Source organism: Anatilimnocola aquadivae (assembly GCF_049819085.1).
Classification (GTDB): Bacteria; Planctomycetota; Planctomycetia; order Pirellulales; family Pirellulaceae; genus Anatilimnocola.
In genome coordinates, this window is sequence record NZ_CP187419.1 from 6,931,391 (window position 1) to 6,950,584 (window position 19,194).

Here is a 19,194-nt window from a genome sequence, read left to right on the forward strand (position 1 = left end):
AATCATCGTTGGCTCCGATGTCCAACAAACACGGGTAGAGTACTACCCGTGCCACCAGGAGAGAAGGCAGTTCACGCCATGTCCTGCTCTTTCAGCCCGAGTTCTTCCTTCATGATTTCGCGGATGCGGAATTTTTGAATCTTGCCGGTGACGGTTTGGGGGAAGGAGTCGACGAAGCGGACGTAGCGGGGTGTTTTGTAGTGGGCCAGTTTGGCTTTGCAGTACTGGCGAATCTCGTCTTCGGTGGCCGTTTGGCCGGCCCGCAGTTTGATCCAGGCACAAAGCTCTTCGGTGTACTTGGGATCGGGCACGCCCACGACCGCGGCCTGTTCGACGGCGGGGTGGGTGAAGAGAAACTCTTCGATCTCGCGCGGGTAGATGTTCTCGCCGCCGCGGATGACGAGATCCTTCAGCCGACCGGTGATTTTGTAGTAACCGTTGGGCAAGCGGACGGCGAGATCGCCCGTGTGGAGCCAGCCGTCGGCATCGATGGCCGCCGCTGTCGCTTCCGGATTGCGATAGTAACCCAGCATGACGCCGTGACCGCGGGCACACAGTTCGCCCTGCTGATTGTCGGGCAATTGCTCGCCATTTTCCGGATTGACGATCTTAACGCTCCAGCCTGGGAGCGGACGACCGACGGTCTCGACGCGCAGGGTGACATCGTCGTCGCAGCGCGTTTGCGTGATTACCGGCGAAGCTTCGGTTTGGCCATAGGCGATGGTGAGTTCCGGTACACCGAACTTGGCACTCACTTGCTTCATCACTTCGATCGGGCAGGGACTGCCAGACATGATGCCGGTGCGTAGCGACGTCAAATCGCGACCTTCGGCCGTGGGGCATTGCAGCTGTGCAATGAACATCGTCGGCACGCCGTATACGGCGGTGGCTCGTTCTTTTTCCATCGCTTCGAGCGTGGCTGCTGGTTGGAAGTACTCGGCGGGGATGATCATCGCCGAGCCATGCACGACGCAGCCCAGTGTGCCGAGAACGCAGCCGAAGCAATGATAGAACGGCACGGGAATGCAGAGCCTGTCGCGCTCCGTCAATCGCTGGCAATGGCCCACGTAGTACGCGTTCAGCAGCAAGTTGCGATGGCTGAGCATCGCCGCCTTGGGAAAACCCGTTGTGCCGGAAGTGTACTGAATGTTGATCGCCTGATCGCAATTCACGGCCTGTTCGCGCTCGGCCAGTTTTTCAGGGGACACCTGGTCAGCCAGCGTCATGAGGGCTGGCCAAGTAAGCATCGAACCGGAGGGAGCAGGGCAGAGGGCGACCACGCGGCGCAGCTTAGGAAACTTCTCGCTGCTCAGGAGACCATCCTTCGTCGTGGCCAGTTCCGGACAGATTTCGCCCAGCATGGCGAAGTAGTCGGAGGTTTTGAACTTCTCCACGAGCATCAGGGCGACGGAATCGCTCTGCTTCAGGACGTACTCCAGTTCAAACGGCCGATACGCCGGATTGATGTTCACCAGCACCACGCCGATGCGGGCCGTGGCGAACTGCAGCAACAGCCATTCGGGCACGTTGGTCGCCCAGAGGGCCAGATGTTCGCCGTGCTGAATGCCGAGGGCGATAAGACCGCGGGCCGTGCGATCGACATCGGCATCGAACTGCTGCCAGGTCCAGCGGCGATTGAGTTGCGGGAAGACGACCGCGTCGTGCGTGGGGAACTTGCGCGCCGTTTCGCGCAGCACTTGCCCCATCGTCAGGCCATCGACCCAGGGAGTATCAGCCACCGCCATTGGCTTACCTCGGGAGGGAGAGGAAGGTTCGTAGTTGGAAGTTCGTAGTTCGCAATTTTTAGGTAGCCCGATGTGTCAGCGAGGGAGGAAATGCCTTTGCTCCCCAACTTCGAACTTCAAACTCCAAACTCCAAACTTTCATCAGTCCCACAGCGGACGAGCCACCGTGAACGCAATCGGGGCGAAGATCATCAGGGGCATCCACGCTGCGAGTGTGGGTCGCAGCAGGAAGTTGTTTCCTAACCCCTGGCAAATGAGCGACACGATAAAAAATGCGCCCATCAGCCCGAGGCAAACTCCGCCTGCTACGAAAATATTACGGCTGGCGCGGCCTAATACCAGCGGCAATCCGAGGAAAACGAGCACGATATCGAGGAGCGGTTTGACAAAGCGACCGTGCATGGTCACCAGAATGTCGGCCCCCGATTGCAACGATCGGTTCTTCAGTCCGGAGATCAGTTCTTGCGTCGAGAGATTCTGTCGCCAGCCCGAACCGAGCGAAAACTGTTCGAACGTGACCACGCTCACCACAAAGCATTCGTCGGGCTTGAGCCAACTGTTATCGCGCGGGCTGAGCAGCACCGGTTCGCCATTGATGCTGAGCGAGCTGAGATTCGCCAGGTTCGTGGGCTGCTTCACACCAGCGAGCAAGTAGCCGGCGGGACGCTCATTTTCGGCAGGCAAGTAAAAGGCTGAGTCGGCGGTTACTTGTCGCCCCCAGGTGGCGAACTCGGGCGAGAGCAGGCGAAAATAAGGAGCCTCGATCTTCTTTTCTTTGCCCACGGTCTTCTTACCGGAAATGAGCACGTCGGTGCGGGGATCAAACTGGGGCGTGCAGTTCTTTTCTTTATCCCCTTTCCAATCTTGCGCGTTGCGAGCCAGTTGTGAACGGAACGACGGTAACCAAATTTCGCGATTGGCCACGCCTAGGAGGGCAATCAAGATCGTGCAGAACAAAATGGGGCGCAGGACACGCGCGGGAGAGATGCCGGCGGCGAGCATCGCGGTCAGTTCCTGCGTGCTCTGCAGCCACGTGACAGCGAAGATGGCGGCACTCGCGGCGAGGATGCCAGCCGTTTTGTCGAAGACCCACAGCAGGCGCGGGCCGTAGTAATCGGTGAGCAGGCCGACGATCCAGAACTGATAGCCAGCTGAATTGGCTACGTGTTCTTCGAGGTTGGCGAAGACATCGACGAGCATGTACATGCCCGCCATCACCAGAAACGACATGATTAGGGCCTTCAAATAGAGGCCCAGTACGTAGCGGTCAATTAGCGTGGTCATGCAGAGATCCTTCTCAGCGGCCCCACCGTCTTAGCGAGGCAACTGCGCACCTTAGGATTTCTGCTGGCTCTGCGTCAAGACGAATCGGCGTGCTAGCTGAGTACCCTTGCCGCCTTACCGTAGGCATCTTGCTCCGCAAGATGATTCATCTCGGCGGAGCGAGATGACTACGGTGACTACTCGCTGATAACTTCACCGCCCGCACGTGTAATCATGGCGAAGTAGGTGGCCTGTTTGAGCGATTCGCTTAGCAGCCGCACGCTGCCGTCGGCAAACGCCACGTTAATACCGCCCGGGTGAAACGAGTAGGCCTCGTTGTTGTTCGAACAGTTCATGATGCAGGGACCGGGGCACGAGAGCCCGTCGTTGGCATAGCTGTGCAGGGTGAACTCGCCAGCCGGATCGGCCCAGGCAGCTCCCTTTACGACGCCACCGGCCACATCGGCTTTGCCACAGGGGTCGAAGTTGATATCGTCCGGCCCCTTCTTGCGGCGAACCCAGAACTGCGGGCGACCGGCATCTTCGAGCACGATGATCGTGTTCGAGGTGCCGTCTTGAACCTCGGCGATGCGAATACCAACGTCTTCTTCTGACATAATCCCCTGGCGTGCCGGTGGCCTGGGCACATTGTTGACGTTGTAAGCGTCATTCGAAACGATATGACAGATACCGTAGTCGGAAACCGTAGCCGTGCGATTGCCGCCGACGTTTACCTTGCGCGTGATGCCGCCCGGCGACGAGGGACACGTGTAGACCTTCACGGGCGAGTTAACGGCAACCTGGTTCGCCGCATTGCCGAAGGGCTTCGTTTGATCGTACTTTTCGTAAATGGCTCGTCCTTCGATGTAGGGCAGAATCACCAGCATCCAGTTACGGCCGGGATTGGTGAACGAGCGGGGCGGAAAGTAGCCGTGGGTATCGTGGTAGTTTTGCAGGGCAATGCCTACCTGCCGCAAATTGCTACCGCAACTCATTCGCCGGGCAGCTTCGCGTGCGGCTTGAACCGCAGGCAACAGCAGCGCGACGAGCACCCCAATAATCGCAATCACCACCAGCAGCTCCACGAGCGTGAAGCCATTCCTGCGCAGCGACATCCTCATATCGGCCTCCGGGAGAGAAACGGAGATTCGACGAAACTATTTCCAACGAAGAACTCGTTGAACCAGCTGAGTTTTGAAAGAGCCAGCGATTAGACAAGAGCGAGAAAAGGTCGCACTCGAAAGGGTGCCCGTCTGATTTTTGCTTCACTGCTGCCGCGTGAAAACGGCAACGGAAACAGCCGTCAGAGAAATGATTCGCGTGCGAACGGCATGGTAGGCAAATCGGGTTGCCGATTGCAACTGTTTTCAGAGAAAATCCACCGGTTTGCACGAATTGTGTTGATGAAGAATCTGCTGCAGCGGAGTAGAGATTCGCAAGCAAGTTAAGGACATTTCTTGTTGAATCCCGAATCCGCCCCTCGGTGACTTCCCCGTAATTTTCCTAGGCGACAAGATCTGTCTCTTGTCGCAGCTGGGACAGGGTGGTAGGCTTACCTTGTGGGTTAGCGCGGCGGCGCAGTTTATCACGAATGTATTAACTGCAGATTCGCTGCCACCCTGAATGGTCGGGTTGAGACGTGGATTTTCAACTGCATCTTGAGACCGATACGGTCGAGCAAGCCTCGCCTTCGCCCGCCGTTTGCGCTGCGCCGGACGATAGTATCCGCAGCGTGCTCCGCCTCCTTCGCGAAGCCCAAACGGGTGCCGCGATGATCTGCCGGGACGAAAAGCTGCTGGGCCTGTGCACCGAGCGAGATCTGGTTCGTTACCTAGCCTCGGAAGGTAACCTGAGTGCCAGCGTCAGTTCGATCATGGTGCGGGATCCAGTCGCTCTGCAGCCCCAAGATTCGCTAGCAACGGCAATCACTTTGATGGCAGGTCGCGGCTTCCGCCAATTGCCGGTCGTCGATGCGGCTGGCCGCATCCAAGGTGTCTTGAACGCTACGGGAATTCTGCACTACTTGGTGCAGCATTTTCCCAAGGTCGTTTATACACTTCCCCCCGCACCGCACCACAAGACAGCGGAGCGGGAAGGGGCGTAACAACCTATCCTGCTCGGCATCTTCCCACTCACGTCCGCCAGTTAGCGACATTCCACCCAGCATTTCCCGCCTTAGTCCAAGACCTGAAACGGCCGATATTACTTCGATACTCTGTGCTTAAGAAACTGCCTGAGATCGTTCCTCCAATACACATTTTGACGAGTTTTTCGAGAAGGGGCTAATTGCCAGCCATGTCTACCACGATCGAGCCAGTAGTGCAGTCGCACAAGCAGACGACCAAGATCCCCAGCGCCACGATTCGCTTTGCCGGTGACTCCGGTGACGGTATGCAGATCACGGGCGATCAGTTCACGCGCACCACGGCTCTGCTCGGCAACGACATCGCCACCTTCCCCGACTACCCGGCCGAAATCCGCGCCCCCAAGGGGACGCTGGCTGGTGTTAGCGCCTTCCAAGTTCACTTTTCGAGCGAAGACATCTTCACCCCCGGCGATCAACTCGACGCCCTGGTGGTGATGAATCCCGCCGCTCTCAAGACCAACCTGAGCGACCTGCGCAAGGGTGGCATCCTGATTTGCAACTCGGACGGCTTCGAGAAGAAAGATCTCGAACTGGCCGGCGACACCGAAAACCCGCTGAACTCGCAGGTGCTGGAAGACCAGTACCAGCTGTTCAAGGTGCCGATGACGAAGATCGTCGAAACGGCCCTAAAGGAGCTCAAAGCTGCGGGTATGTCGACCAAAGAAATCGACCGCTGCAAAAACTTCTTCGCGCTGGGTCTCGTGTACTGGCTGTACGGCCGCGACATGGACGCCACGATCCGCTTCTTGCAAGCCAAGTTCGGCAACAAGCCGCAGATCATCGAAGCCAATACCAAGGCCCTGCAAGCGGGTTGGAACTACGGCGAAACGACTGACGCCTTCGTCAGCAATTACAAGATCGACCCAGCTCACTTGCCACCGGGCAACTACCGCGACATCAACGGCAACACGGCCATGGCCTGGGGCCTGATGACCGCCGCCAAGCTGAGCGGCAAAGAGCTGTTCCTCGGTTCTTACCCAATCACCCCCGCCAGCGATATTTTGCACGAACTGGCCAAGTTCAAGAACATGGGCGTGCGAACCTTCCAGGCCGAAGACGAAATCGCGGCCATCACGTCGGCCATCGGCGCTGCTTACGGCGGTGCCATGGCGATCACCACCTCCAGCGGTCCCGGCATTGCCCTCAAGGGTGAAGCCATCGGCCTGGCTGTGATGCTCGAAATCCCGCTGCTGATCATCAACATTCAGCGCGGTGGCCCCAGCACGGGCTTGCCGACGAAGACCGAACAAGCCGACCTGTTCCAAGCGATTGTCGGTCGCAACGGCGAATGCCCGATGCCGGTCATTGCCGCTCGTGGTCCGGGCGACTGCTTCTATGTCGCTCAAGAAGCTTGGCGCATCTCGACTCGCTTCATGGTTCCCGTGATGATCCTTTCGGACGGTTACATCGCCAACGGTAGCGAGCCTTGGCTCATTCCCGAAATGAAGAACCTGAAGAAGATCCCCGTCACCCATGCTCCCGAGCAAACCGACGGCAGCAAGTACCTGCCTTACAAGCGTGACAATTACCTCTCGCGTCCCTGGGCAATTCCAGGCACCAAGGGTTTGATGCACCGCATCGGTGGCCTCGAAAAGCAAGACGTGACCGGCAACGTCAACTACGAGCCTGACAATCACCAGCACATGACCAACACCCGCGCTCAAAAGGTGGAAAACGTCATGCTGGAGATTGAAGACCAAGAGGTCGAAGGACCAGCCACCGGCGACGTGCTGGTACTCAGCTGGGGCGGCACTTACGGCGCTTGCCGTACTGCGGTCGAAGCTTGCCAGGCTGAAGGCCTGAAAGTGTCGCACGCACATCTGCGCTGGCTCAATCCGTTCCCGAAGAACCTCGGTGACATTCTGAAGAACTTCAAGCAGGTGCTGATCCCCGAATTGAACATGGGTCAGCTGCGAACCTTCATTCGTTCCAAATACTTGGTCGATGCCATCGGCTTTAACAAGGTGAAGGGTCGTCCCTTCGCCATTGCCGAACTCATCGGCGAAATCAAGCGAGTGATGCCGAAGTAGTTTCCGCTCACGCACTGACTCGATTCACGACCGCACAAACAATTGTTCCGGATGAAATAGCTGCTATGGCCAACGACATTGCCCCGACTCTGACTGCCGCCGATTTTGCCAGTGACCAAGACGTCCGCTGGTGCCCAGGCTGCGGCGACTACTCGATTCTCGCCCAGATGAAAAAGGTGATGCCACAACTCGGCGTCCCCCGCGAAAAGATCGTCTTCATTTCGGGCATCGGCTGCTCCAGCCGCTTTCCCTACTATATGAACACGTACGGCATGCACAGCATTCACGGCCGTGCTCCTGCCATCGCCACGGGTTTGAAGTGCGTGCGTCCCGACCTGCAAGTGTGGGTGGTAACCGGCGACGGTGACGGCCTGTCGATCGGCGGCAATCACTTCCTGCACTTGATGCGTCGTAACGTCGACCTCAAGATCCTGCTATTCAACAATCGGATTTACGGTCTCACCAAGGGCCAGTACTCGCCCACGTCGCCGCTCGGCAAGATCAACAAGAGCGCACCGATGGGCGTGATCGATAACCCACTCAATCCGCTGTCGGTCGCCATCGGCGCCGAAGCCACCTTCGTCGCTCGCTCGATCGACGTGAACATCAAGCACCTGGGTGAAGTGCTGAAGCGGGCTGCCGAGCACAAGGGCACCGCCTTCGTCGAGATCTACCAAAACTGCAACATCTTCAACGATGGTGCATTCAACTATGCCACCGACAAGGCCTCGAAGCTCGACACCACGGTCGAACTCGAGCATGGCAAGCCGCTGATCTTCGGTGTTAACAAGAATAAGGGCATCCGCCTGAATGGCACCGAGCCCGAAGTGGTTGAACTTGGCAAGGGAATCAGCGAAGATGACTTGCTGTTCCACGACGAGAAAGCCCCCGAGCCAACGCTCGCTTATCTGCTCAGCCGGATGCGTCATCCAGAATTCCCTGAGCCGATTGGCGTGTTCCGCGCGGTGGACCATCCCAAGTACGACGTTGAATTGAACAAGCAAGTCGACCTGGCCCGCGAAAAGAAGGGCCCCGGCGACCTCGACGCTCTGTTCAACAGCGGCGAAACCTGGACCGTCGGCTAGTCACTACGACTAGTTTCACCATGGGTAAGGCAACAACAGGGTTTCTCCCGCATGGAATGTCCTTACTGCGATCATCCGGTCATCGAAGGGGCTGATCACTGCGATGAATGTGGCCTCCCCCTCGACGATACTTCCTTACCGGAACCAGAAAACGCGGTTGAGTTGGCTTTGCTGACCGACCGCGTTTCACTCTTTGAGGGGCGACGACCGCTCCTTATCTCGCCCACGCTCCCAGTTCGCGAGGCCATTCGGTTGATGGCCCTCAACAACATTGGCTGCTTACTGGTCGTCGACAAGGGCGAGGTGGCCGGCATCTTCACCGAGCGCGACGTGCTGCTGAAGGTTGGCGAAGACCTCGTCGGCAGTGCCGAGAAGCCTGTCAGCCTGTACATGACCAAGAATGTGCAATCGCTGCCGGTCACAGCCAAGGTAGCGTTCGCCCTTCATCGCATGGACCTCGGCGGCTATCGCCATGTTCCCATCCTGAACGAACAAGGCCGCCCCGTCGGCATCTTTTCCATCCGCGAAATGCTGCGGTATCTCACCCGCACCCTCGCTGAGTAATTGCTGGGCCGGACGCATTCGAAGAGTGATTGCTTGTTACCGAAGGCGATAGTTTCTTGTCTTAATCCCGAAGGGATCTCAGCCATTAGCCCCGGGTCGCGCAGCGCACCCGGGGTAGGCGAGAATGTTCGAACACCCCGACCCCGCAGGGGTCGCAGCACCGTTGTTCATTCGAAGTAAGTCGGATCGTATTCAATTTCGGCGAGCCGCAGTAGTTCCAGCAACTCATCCCGCGATGAGCGCTGCCGATGATGCTCTTCTTGATTGGCAATGTACGATTTCACACCGCCTCGGCCGCTTGGACTCACCGTGATTGCCGCGTAACCTTCCTGCCACGCGAACGAGCGTTTTCCAATTGCGTCATGAACCCATTCGGATGCTGCCTTCTTCAATTCACGCATCACATTTGCCAGACAGTGCGTCGACTTCAGTCCCACCAGCATGTGTACATGATCGGCGATACCTCCGACACCTTGTGAGAATCCACCGAGGCCTTGGATGGTACCGCCGAGGTATTCATGCAATCGGGATTGCCATTCGATGTCGATCGTTGGTTCGCGGTTCTTCGTGGCGAAGATGAGGTGATAGTGCAGGCTCAGATAGGTGGAGGCCATGGCAGGAACTCGCGAAATGACTTGAAGATGTCCTTCGCGGAATTGTGTGCGATGGTGAATGCGATGTCAAAAATTCGCATGCTGCGACCCCGCTGGGGTCGGTACGTGTCGTGGTTTCCCAACCCCGGGTGCGCTGCGCGACCCGGGGCTAATGGCTGAGATCCCTGCGGGATCATCGGGGAAACGTACCGTGGGCAATTCCACGGAATTACTCCCCGATCTTCATCAGCTTCGCTGCTGGCCTTGCCGGTGGCGTTTCCTGCCGGACGTCGATCCACTTCTTCTCGTCGAAGTGCTTGCCGTAGGTGCCGTAGTCGTTGAAGAAGAAGTACTTGGCGAGTCGATAGGCCCAGGACTTTTCCTTCACTTCGGCGCCGGGGTTGTACTGACTCGGACGAAGGTCCATCGATTGTAGTTCAGCAACTGCGGCGTGCCGCGCGGTAGTGTCTCGCGCGCCGTGGCGTTGGGCCAGTTGCTCGAGCAAGTCGGGACGTTCGAGTACGATGCAACCGCGAGTATGCTGAGCAGCGGTCTGACGAAAATCGCGAAGAAACTCGCTCTCTTGAAAGACCTGCTTCAGCGGCCGTTCGTCGTAAATGGTCTCTTTGGCGAACTGAATGATCGGGCAAGGCTCGATATCGCCCCACGGGCTGACGTGATGCGTAAAGCCCGTTGCCGCGGGGCAGAGCGCGCGACCTTCGCCGTCGTAGTAGGCATCGACAATCACGATCGGCTTTTTCGCCCGCATCTCCACCACAAACTTGCGGCACTGCAGTTGTTGCTCGGGCGTGAGAGACAGTTCTGGCTTCGCATCCGGACCGACGGGCCGATAGATGTGAAACCAGGTGTACATCACACCCATTTCAATCAGTCGGTCGAGCCACTTCTCGCTGAGCAGATCGAAGTTGGTCTGACACAAACTGGTGCAGACGCCAGCCATCACTTTGTTATCGAGACACGCCTGCAAGCCCTGCATCGTCTTGCTGTAGACGTGATCGCGGCCACGCCGTTCGTCGCTGACGATCTCATTCCCCTCGACGCTGATCAGCGGAGTCACATTGCCGCAGCGTCGCAGTTCCTTGGCCACCTCGTCGGTGATGAAGTGCCCGTTGGTGAAGACCTGAAAGTAGCAGTCCGGGTGGTTCGCAAAAATCTGCAGCACCTCGGGGTGCATGAAGGGCTCACCACCGAGAATGCCGAAGAACGAATTGCCCATCGCCTTGGCTTCGGTAATCAGCCGATCCATGGCGGCGACTTCAATTTTCGATTGCTTGGCGGCCACATCGACCCAGCAACCTTGACAGCGAAGATTGCAACTGTTGATGACCGAGACGTACAAGAACGGCGGGAAGAACTCGCCTCGCTTCAGACGAGCCTTGTGCTTCTGGACAGACAGAACGCCCTTGAAGCCAAAGTTCCAGGCCAGCTTCCACAGCAGGCGTTTGTCTGTTTCGCGTAGCAAGCGCCACGCCATCCGAGCATACATCGTCTCACCACAGATCCAGTTCGAGCCAAGGTTCCGAGCTTGAATTATAAGCTGAACCGTCAGGCAGCGACAGCGCCGCGCGTGTCGCTATGATGGAGCAACGTCCTGCATCCATTTTCTGAAGCGACAAGAATCATGGCCAAACTCCTCGCAAAGCAAGAAGTGGCTCGTTGCCCTTGGGCCAAAGGCGAACTCGATCAGCAGTATCACGATGCCGAGTGGGGCGTGCCCGTGCATGACGACCGACTGCTGTTCGAATTGCTGATGCTCGAAGGAGCCCAGGCGGGGCTCAGTTGGTCCACCATCCTCAAAAAGCGAGACAGCTACCGCGAAGCATTCGAGCAGTTCGATCCGGCGGTAGTCGCCAGGTTCACTGCCAAGCAGGAAGCGGCTCTGATGCAGAACGCAGGCATCGTCCGCAATCGCCTGAAGATCGCTTCGGCGGCGATCAACGCCAAGGCGTTCCTGCAGGTGCAAGCGGAGTTCGGTTCGTTCGACAAGTTTATCTGGCAGTTTGTCGACGGCAAGCCGATACAGAACCAGCGCACCGCCATGAGTGAAGTGCCGGCTCGTACCGAGCAATCCGATGCGATGAGCAAGGCGCTCAAGAAGCGCGGCTTCAAGTTCATCGGCACCACAATCTGCTACGCCTTCATGCAAGCCACGGGCATGGTCAACGACCATCTCGTCACTTGCTTCCGCCATCAGCCCGTGACGAAGCTGGCGAAACGCTAAGCAGCAGTTCGTGCAGCGCCCAGATCATCACCGCCAGCAGCACGCCGAAGTATCCCACTGCCGATAAGTTCACATACTCGGCCAGCAAACCGCCGCTCGCGGTAATCGCTGCTCCGCCGAAGGTCGCCGCGCTCACTTGAAAGCCAATCGCATGCGCGGCGTAGTTGGTTCCCAGCCGCGCCGGCGTGCGAGACATCAAGCAGGGAAAGATCGGCGCGAGCCCGAGTCCAATCAGCACCAACCCAGCAGTGCTGCCGATCAAGCCCGGCGCGATCGCAAACAGCAGAGCACCGGCAACGGAAACCAGCGTAGCGATCCGCAGCAGGCGATCGACGCCGACCCAGTTGGTCAACGTGCCCAACACCACGCGCCCCACACCAATTGCGCCATAGTAGGCAGCCACCACGAAACCGGCGGACGTCGGCGACACTCCGCGCCCTTCGGTGAGGATCGTCTTGCTCCAATTGCCAATCATGAACTCCAGGCCGGTGTACAAAAAGAAGATCGCAATCTGCAGCCACACCAGCGATCTGCCCAAGGTCGCTGCCATCGATACTGCTGGCGTTCCGCTTGCCGTTGAACTTGAAGTCCCGCTATTCCAGGCTCGAATCGAAAGGCCAAACAGCAGCGTCAGGGTGAGGACTGTTCCCGCGACAATCGCATAGCCGGGCCGCCACGAACCGGTCGACGCCATGCCCACCGTCATTACCACCGGCCCGAGCGTCGCCCCCAAGCTGTAGCAGGCATGCAGCCAATTGAGATGCATGGGCGAGAAATGACTGGCCGCGTAGTGATTCAATCCGGCATCGATGGCTCCGGACCCGAGCCCCCACACCGCGATGCAAACCAGGATCAGCACGAAGCTCGGCGAGACCGAAATCCCAAACATCGCGAGTGCCACAAGCAGACTGCTGCTTGTCAGCAACAGGCCCACCCCCAGCGCGTTCATCAACTTGCCGGCAAAGAAGCTCGAAAGAAAGTACGAGCATCCCAGCGCGACAGAGACCCAACCCAACATCCCTTGCGAGAGCTGAAAGGTATCGCGAATGCCATTCGCCGCCGGCCACGCCACGCCGGTCACTGCGTCTGGCAAGCCGAGGCTAATGAAGCCCAGATAGGCGATCACCAGCAGCAGGACGCGAGCCGTTGTGACTGGTTGGGCAGAGTCTGGTTTGTCCGTTGCCATTGACGATGCATCTCATGGTGTGAGTTCCGTTCGCGTCTTGGCAGGACAGCTCGATTAGAACAAATTCTCGTCGGGCTCGCGGCCCAACAACTCGGTGGCTTTGGCGAAGTCGCTCTCGGCTTCCTTTTCGCGCTCGAGCTTCTGCAGACTCAAGCCGCGGTGATAGTACAGGACGGCCATATTCCGATCCATCAGTTTCTGCTGGCGAGTTTTCTCCGGCTTGGCAGGAACCTTCTCTGTCTTCTCGGGTGCGGGGACCTTGCTGCTCTGGGGCCGTTCCTCGGTGACCTTGCTGGCCAACACAGCGAGCTTGATGGCCTGATCGAAGTCGGCGCGGGCTTGTTCGGCCAGCCCCAGGTTCAGCTGCACGAGTCCCCGAGTATCGACATAGCTGGCCACGTTCATGCGCGCCTTGGCGACCTCCTGGTGGTATTCCTTCGTATCTCGCTTGTTGGTCACCAGGTCGCTCAAGATGCCACTCTTCCGCGTTAGGTCCACCCCGGCCAACTTCACGGCTTCCTGCGCGTCGACGAGTGCCTCGTCCAGTTCCAACTTGGCCACGGCACGAGCATAGGCCAGCGTATTGAGCGTTTCCGCACGTTCGGGCAGACCGGTGGCCTCGCTGATCCGCTTCACCATTTTCAAATCGGCGATCGCTTCCGGATATCGCTTGAGGTGTTGAAAGGCCTGGCTGCGCATCATTAGCAAGACGGGGTTTTCGGGCTCGATGGCCATCAGCTCTTGAAACAGTGCCAGCGCTCCTTCGTACTCGCCGTCTTCCAACTTCCACACGGCCAGCCGAAGCTTATACTCAGCCTTCTGCGGCAGCCGTTCCATCGCCTCGTTCAAGTACTGATAGGCCGGTTCGTCCTGCCCTTTCTCTCGCGCGTCGAGCGCTGCGGCATACTTCCACTTGGCCAGTTCGTACGGCGCTTCGACAATCAGCACGATGCCGCCCAAGACCAAGACAATCGCCCACGCCAGCCAAGAGCCACCGATTTTTCGAGGCTTGACCGGTTTATCTTCAAAGGCACTGCGGCGGGCCGGTGGCGGCAAGGTTGGTTGGTCGGTCATATTCTCATCAGCCATCAAAGGTCGAGCACCAGGGCTGCTAGCACAGAAACGCCAGCGCACACCGGGCAAGCTGTCAGCATAACATCATTAATCACCGCTGTTATCCCTCCCTCTCGGCCCCGCATTGTTAAGCTGTAACCCGTCCGCTGCCGGCGTTGCATGCCGCTGTTCCCAGCGGTCGATGGTGAACGAGTAAGCTCGTTTGCACGGTCGTTAGCTACTTCTCACAACCTTGTATTCGATGCCTACATTGCTACGATGAGGCTTGGCCTACGCTGGAGGCGGGGCGCCTGCCGGTAGCCATTCGGTCCTTTTGATTTTGAATTTTGGAGTCCCCGCCCATGCTGCTTCGCAATCCCCGTCTGCAAAAACTCATCGGCGGTACCTTCATCGAATGGCTGGGCATCGATATGGCCGCCCGGGCCGAGATGCTCGCCCTGATGATGCACAAGGATTGGAACAAGCTCAAGCTCCTCCGCCGGGCCCGCCGCGAACGCCGCTCGATGGTCACCAACTTCGAGTCGTTCATCGTCCATTCCATCGCCACCGGCATGGCCAAAGCGCCTGGCGATATCGCCGAAGTGGGCGTGTTCCAAGGCAGCACGGCCAAGGTCATTTGCGAAGCCAAAGGTGAGAAGACCTTTCACCTGTGCGACACCTTCGAAGGTCTGCCCGAACCGTCGGAAGTCGAAAAGCACATCGAAGTGAAAGGCCGCTTTGCCTGCAGCATCGAATCGATCCAAAAGTACCTGGCTCAGTACAAACAGCTTGAGTATCACAAGGGATTCTGCCCCGAAAGCGTGAAGGGCGTGCTCGACAATCACAAATTTTGCTTCGTCCACCTCGACGTCGACCTGTACCAAAGCACCAAGGAGTGCCTCGAGTACTTCTTTCCCCGCCTGATCCCCGGCGGCGTCGTCCTCTCGCACGACTACTCCATCCTTCCCGGCGTCCGCCAGGCTTTCTCCGAATTCTGCGAAGGCCGGCAGGAGCAAGTCATCGAACTCCCCACCACGCAGTGCATGCTGATCAAGACCACGGTCTAGATCGAATATCAGCTTCCCCCGTCTTCACTCCCTCGCCTCAGTACTCTGGGGAGAGGGCCGGGGTGAGGGGCAGAACCGCTAACCAAACTCTGCCATCGGGAGTCGCGAGTCAGAAGTCGGAAATTCAGACTCCCCCGCCCTCACACCCTCGCTGCAAACCAGCCCACGTGGCACTTGCTGCCTCGCCGTAACCTCACTCTTCGTAACCTGTCTGGAAAAACGGTGTTCACAAACCCCCGGGGTCTCTAACGACCTCCGCGCGCCGCACCCGAGAGTTACGGCACCTTTTGCTCACAAACTCCGCCGGTTTGTGAACACCCCCGAAAAGGACCATCCGCCTCTTACGATCGCTGCGTCCACTCTCCAACCCATCTCGACCTGCCCTTTCTGGCTCAGCCGCCTTCCTCCGACGATCATCCCGCGCTCCCTGACGAGAACCGGGTACGAAGTATTGCAGCCTCGCGCTGACAACCACTTTTGATAACCTTTTCGCACTTCTTTTTCGCCCGCCAGGCTCTTCGCAACTCATTTCCCAGCAACCACTTTCCGCGAATCGATCGAGTTATAACCGGTTGCTAGCGATAACCGTTTGATAACCAAAATCTCGACCTCTCCAGCCATCGCGAATGTCACTCTCACCAGGCTCGCAACTGCCACTTTTGTCAGAGCAATATTTGTGAGCCACTGCTCCTTTTGTCCATAAACCAGCCTGCCCCTTTCACACCAACCGCAGCCAACGTCGCAAAATCCCGCCCATCCCCATCGACGGCCTGCAAGGTTTTTGGACACGTTACTTTCCCCTGTGCACTGCACTTCCGATGACCTGCGCACACAACTGCACAATACATGCCAGCCAATAATAAATAATGTAAACACAACGACAGACACAACTATAGAACACATCATGACTAGTCTGGTCACGACTCGCAATTTTCGCAACCATTCACGCCAGCACCGTACCTTGACCACCATCCCCGTTGGATACGGTGGCACGGCGACTCTTCACACCGAAGGTGTGGGACAACATAGCCTAGGGTCGCGGTACTCCGCGCACCCTAGGTAGCCTGAACAATTTTTGTATCTGAACCCTGAAAGGGTTCGACAGGGCATAGCTTGTGCGACACTTTCAGGGTCGGGTTCAACGGGTGTACCACCCCGGGGTGCGCGGAGTACCGCGACCCCGGGCTATGTTGTTGAACCGCTTCGCGGTTAAGCCGAAATGGATGCCCTGCTTCGCAATCTCGAGTCGCGACAGAAACATTCCGCTTCGCTCCACTGCGGGACGAATTATTCTTGCCCAAGAAAGCAAAAAAGACCCGAGGTTTGCACCACGGGTCTCGTCGGAGAGGTTGATTTGTTGTCGATAGCGAATTAACGCTTCGAGAATTGCGTACCACGGCGGGCACCACGCAGACCGTAGTGCTTGCGTTCCTTCATGCGGGAATCGCGAGTGAGGTAGCCGCCGCCACGCAGCGTGTTGAAGCTTTCGGTATCGATGGCCAGCAGGGCACGAGCAATGCCCATGCGAATGGCACCCGATTGGCCGGTGGGGCCGCCGCCGGCAACGCGAATCGACACATCCATGTCGGCCCGGTGACCCGTGGCTTCGAGAGCATCGACGACGTTCATCCGATCGGTTTCGACCGAGAAGTAGTCTTCCAGCGGGCGATTGTTGATCGTGATCACACCGCTACCTGCACGCAGGCGAACCCGCGCGACGGCGGTCTTGCGGCGGCCAGTACCGAGTGCATCACCAGTGAGCTTGTCTTTTTTCGCTGCGACCATGTTCGTCTACCGAGTCTATTGGCTGAGTGTGATGTATGAGAGAAATGACTTACTTGACGCCCATTTCGCGAGCTTCAGGCATTTGGGCCTGGTGCGGGTGCTGCGGGCCGGAGTAGATCTTCAGGCGGGCGAGCATTTTGCTGGCCAGCTTGTTCTTGGGCAACATGCGGCGAACAGCGTCGCGCAAGATGCGATCGGGATGCTTGGTCAATTGGCGTTCGGCCGAAACGGTCCGCTGACCGGTATAACCGGTAACCCAAGCGTACGTCTTTTGCGTCCACTTACGTCCACTAAACGTCACTTTCTCGGCATTGATGACGACGACTGCGTCGCCCGTTAACACGTGCGGAGTGTACGTTGGACGGTGCTTGCCCATGAGAACCATGGCAATTTCGCTGGCCAGACGGCCTACGGCTTTGTCAGTCGCGTCGACCACAAACCATTTTTCTACGATTTCGCCGGGTTTGGCGATGTATGTCTTCGTGCCGTATATCTTCGTGCCAGCCACGACGTCTCTCCTCAGTCAGGCTCCACTGCAGGGCAATCGCCAGCGGGGCCTATCTTTCGCGATCCGATTTGGGGAAACGCACAGTTTATCGGTCTGAGCCAGATCGTTCAAGAGCCAAAGCGGGTACAAACGCCTTTTTCGCCTTTCCTCGCTACTCATCTTACTCCCCACCTACCGTAGGCATCTTGCTCCGCAAGATGGTTCCACCCTACCGTAGGCATCTCGCTCCGCAAGATGGTTCCACCCTACCGTAGGCATCTTGCTCCGCAAGATGGTTCCACCCTACCGTAGGCATCTTGCTCCGCAAGATGCTCTGTCATCTCGGCGGAGCGAGATGACTACCTTATGCATCTCGGCGAAGCGCCGCCTGCGATAAGACGTCGATTCGTCCTTGTGGCCAGTCGCCGAGCTCGATATATTACGGGGCTTACTCCGACTGTCTTTTGGCACTTGTTTTGAGATTTTCCGATGAAGACCCGTCCTCGCACCAAGTTCGTGCTGCAAACCGGTGAACGCCGCTGCCCCAAGTGCCACGCCAAGCTGAACAATCAAGTGACGCGCTGCAAACGGTGCCACGCTACCGCCGCTAAGCCCAAGAAGCGGATCAAGCGGAAGGTCAAGCACCGCGTTAAGGCTGCCGCCAAGAAGGGCTAAGCACCCCACTCAAAACCAGGCTGGTTCGCTTCCGTTCTGTTGAGCACTCCTGAGGGTTGCTGACATGCGGTGGTTGCTCGCAGATCCGCAGATCGCCGAAGAACGGGACTGGAAGCAACATGTGGTTGCCGCCACCGACCGTTGGTGGCAGGCCTTTCAAGCCAATGCATCGAACATCGCCGCGAGTTTCTCTCGCGCGAACAGCTTCGACATCGTTCAATTCATGAACGACAATCTCGGTCGCCTCCATCCCGATCTTTGCTGGGAATATGGTCCGGCGCGGCACACCGAGAATCAACGCAGCGGCGGTCATCGCCTGGTGATCAGCCCCGAAGGAAATCACTGGCTCCGGCCCGTGACCAATTATCTGCTCTCCAGGGCACCCGCAATTCCCAACTGGGAATTCTATGCGCACCGCCCGCCCGAAACGGTCGAGCATGTGCACCTCACCGTCGAAGCGCGCGAAGGTGTCAAGTTTCAGCAAGCGGGCATCGAAGCTCGCATCGGACGCAATCGCAAAATTGACTTGCTCTACACCTTTCCCAAGGAAAGCTGGCCCCACGAGAAGGCGCTGCGCGTCGCGTTTCAAATCACCGAAACGCTCATGGGCGAAGAAACGCTCGATACCTGGATCGGCGCCATCGATGTGGTCGATGCTCGCGAACCGGGACATCGCTGGCTCACGCTCGACCGGGGTCAATCGCTCGTCGCTTCCCTCGCCCACAGCCTGCGCGAGCAACTACCCGCCCAGCCCCTGTGGAGGATCGACAAAAACCTCGCGGTTTGGAAGAGCTACAAAATGGAGCCCGAGCGCGACTGGCCCGAATACCCTTATCGCAGTGACGTGATCGTCGGCACCACTTGCGACTTCGACGTCGTCGAATCGTATCTCTCCGGCAAGCTGTTCGACTCCCGCTGTCACTCGCGGCATCAAGAGATTTTCTGTTACCTGAAGATCGATGCCTCGGAGGTTGCCGATTCGCGGCGAGTCGATTTTCGTGGCAACCTCGAAGATCCACTCGACGCCGCGCTACAGCAGGGACAAGTCGGCGGGACCATCGGCGGCGCCAGCGGACTCATGTACAGCTACATCGACCTGTCGCTGACGCATGTCAATCAGGCCCTCGCCATCATGCGCAAAGTTCTCCCGCAGCGCGGAGCACCGCTACGCAGTTGGCTCCTCTTTTTCGATTCGCAGTACGAGCGCGAATGGGCCGGCATCTATCCCCAGACACCACCCCCGCCGGTGTTTGCGGAAGGGGAAGAAGATTGA

17 protein-coding genes are annotated in these 19,194 nt (G+C 58.1%); 8 read left to right on the forward strand and 9 right to left on the reverse strand.

Going from position 1 to position 19,194, the window contains the following annotated elements:
- Positions 1-71: 71 nt before the first annotated feature.
- From NA78x_RS27505 to NA78x_RS27515, 3 genes are all read right to left on the reverse strand, one after another.
- Entirely contained in the window at positions 72-1,745 is a 1,674-nt protein-coding gene (locus NA78x_RS27505; protein ID WP_425615577.1) for an AMP-binding protein, read from the reverse strand.
- A 141-nt stretch (positions 1,746-1,886) separates the two neighbouring features.
- Positions 1,887-3,029, reverse strand: coding sequence for an LptF/LptG family permease (locus NA78x_RS27510; RefSeq protein WP_425615578.1), 1,143 nt, complete (start codon positions 3,027-3,029; stop codon positions 1,887-1,889).
- A 176-nt stretch (positions 3,030-3,205) separates the two neighbouring features.
- Positions 3,206-4,123 (reverse strand): DUF1559 domain-containing protein, encoded by a 918-nt coding sequence (locus tag NA78x_RS27515; protein WP_425615579.1) that lies wholly within the window; start codon positions 4,121-4,123, stop codon positions 3,206-3,208.
- Positions 4,124-4,647: 524 nt separating this feature from the next.
- On the opposite strand from NA78x_RS27515, the gene NA78x_RS27520 reads away from it, so the two are divergent.
- From NA78x_RS27520 to NA78x_RS27535, 4 genes are all read left to right on the forward strand, one after another.
- A complete protein-coding gene (locus NA78x_RS27520; RefSeq protein WP_425615580.1) occupies positions 4,648-5,112 on the forward strand; it encodes a cyclic nucleotide-binding/CBS domain-containing protein in 465 nt (154 codons plus the stop codon).
- 191 nt (positions 5,113-5,303) lie between these two features.
- Complete coding sequence (locus NA78x_RS27525; RefSeq protein WP_425615581.1) at positions 5,304-7,184, forward strand: 2-oxoacid:acceptor oxidoreductase subunit alpha; 1,881 nt, start codon at positions 5,304-5,306, stop codon at positions 7,182-7,184.
- Positions 7,185-7,249: 65 nt separating this feature from the next.
- Positions 7,250-8,269: a 2-oxoacid:ferredoxin oxidoreductase subunit beta gene (locus NA78x_RS27530; RefSeq protein WP_425615582.1), complete on the forward strand. Its 1,020-nt coding sequence runs from the start codon at positions 7,250-7,252 to the stop codon at positions 8,267-8,269.
- 51 nt (positions 8,270-8,320) lie between these two features.
- The gene (locus NA78x_RS27535) at positions 8,321-8,833 is read left to right on the forward strand and encodes a CBS domain-containing protein (RefSeq protein WP_425615583.1); all 513 of its coding nucleotides are present in this window, start codon (positions 8,321-8,323) and stop codon (positions 8,831-8,833) included.
- Between the two features lie 167 nt (positions 8,834-9,000).
- Here the strand turns inward: NA78x_RS27535 and tnpA are convergent, their stop codons facing one another.
- Both tnpA and NA78x_RS27545 read right to left on the reverse strand, forming a co-directional pair.
- Positions 9,001-9,447 carry an IS200/IS605 family transposase gene (tnpA, locus tag NA78x_RS27540; RefSeq protein ID WP_425615584.1) on the reverse strand — a complete coding sequence of 149 codons (447 nt, stop codon included), beginning with the start codon at positions 9,445-9,447 and terminating at the stop codon, positions 9,001-9,003.
- A gap of 208 nt (positions 9,448-9,655) precedes the next feature.
- Positions 9,656-10,933, reverse strand: coding sequence for a radical SAM/SPASM domain-containing protein (locus NA78x_RS27545; protein WP_425615585.1), 1,278 nt, complete (start codon positions 10,931-10,933; stop codon positions 9,656-9,658).
- A gap of 135 nt (positions 10,934-11,068) precedes the next feature.
- Here NA78x_RS27545 and NA78x_RS27550 point away from each other — a divergent pair, with 135 nt between their 5' ends.
- Positions 11,069-11,668, forward strand: coding sequence for a DNA-3-methyladenine glycosylase I (locus NA78x_RS27550; protein WP_425615586.1), 600 nt, complete (start codon positions 11,069-11,071; stop codon positions 11,666-11,668).
- On the opposite strand, the gene NA78x_RS27555 is transcribed toward NA78x_RS27550, so the two are convergent.
- Both NA78x_RS27555 and NA78x_RS27560 read right to left on the reverse strand, forming a co-directional pair.
- On the reverse strand, positions 11,622-12,854 hold the full coding sequence (locus tag NA78x_RS27555; RefSeq protein WP_425615587.1) for an MFS transporter: 1,233 nt from the start codon (positions 12,852-12,854) through the stop codon (positions 11,622-11,624). The two genes, NA78x_RS27550 and NA78x_RS27555, sit on opposite strands and share 47 nt — an antisense overlap.
- 54 nt (positions 12,855-12,908) lie before the next feature.
- On the reverse strand, positions 12,909-13,928 hold the full coding sequence (locus NA78x_RS27560; RefSeq protein ID WP_425615588.1) for a tetratricopeptide repeat protein: 1,020 nt from the start codon (positions 13,926-13,928) through the stop codon (positions 12,909-12,911).
- A gap of 341 nt (positions 13,929-14,269) precedes the next feature.
- On the opposite strand from NA78x_RS27560, the gene NA78x_RS27565 reads away from it, so the two are divergent.
- On the forward strand, positions 14,270-14,974 hold the full coding sequence (locus NA78x_RS27565) for a TylF/MycF/NovP-related O-methyltransferase (protein ID WP_425615589.1): 705 nt from the start codon (positions 14,270-14,272) through the stop codon (positions 14,972-14,974).
- Positions 14,975-16,345: 1,371 nt separating this feature from the next.
- Here NA78x_RS27565 and rpsI read toward each other — a convergent pair.
- Positions 16,346-16,759 carry a 30S ribosomal protein S9 gene (gene rpsI, locus NA78x_RS27570; protein ID WP_425615590.1) on the reverse strand — a complete coding sequence of 138 codons (414 nt, stop codon included), beginning with the start codon at positions 16,757-16,759 and terminating at the stop codon, positions 16,346-16,348.
- A 49-nt stretch (positions 16,760-16,808) separates the two neighbouring features.
- Positions 16,809-17,267: a 50S ribosomal protein L13 gene (gene rplM / locus NA78x_RS27575; RefSeq protein WP_425615591.1), complete on the reverse strand. Its 459-nt coding sequence runs from the start codon at positions 17,265-17,267 to the stop codon at positions 16,809-16,811.
- A gap of 468 nt (positions 17,268-17,735) precedes the next feature.
- Between rplM and NA78x_RS27580 the strand changes: the two genes are divergently transcribed.
- Both NA78x_RS27580 and NA78x_RS27585 read left to right on the forward strand, forming a co-directional pair.
- Positions 17,736-17,921: a hypothetical protein gene (locus tag NA78x_RS27580; RefSeq protein WP_425615592.1), complete on the forward strand. Its 186-nt coding sequence runs from the start codon at positions 17,736-17,738 to the stop codon at positions 17,919-17,921.
- 64 nt (positions 17,922-17,985) lie between these two features.
- Positions 17,986-19,194 (forward strand): hypothetical protein, encoded by a 1,209-nt coding sequence (locus NA78x_RS27585; RefSeq protein WP_425615593.1) that lies wholly within the window; start codon positions 17,986-17,988, stop codon positions 19,192-19,194.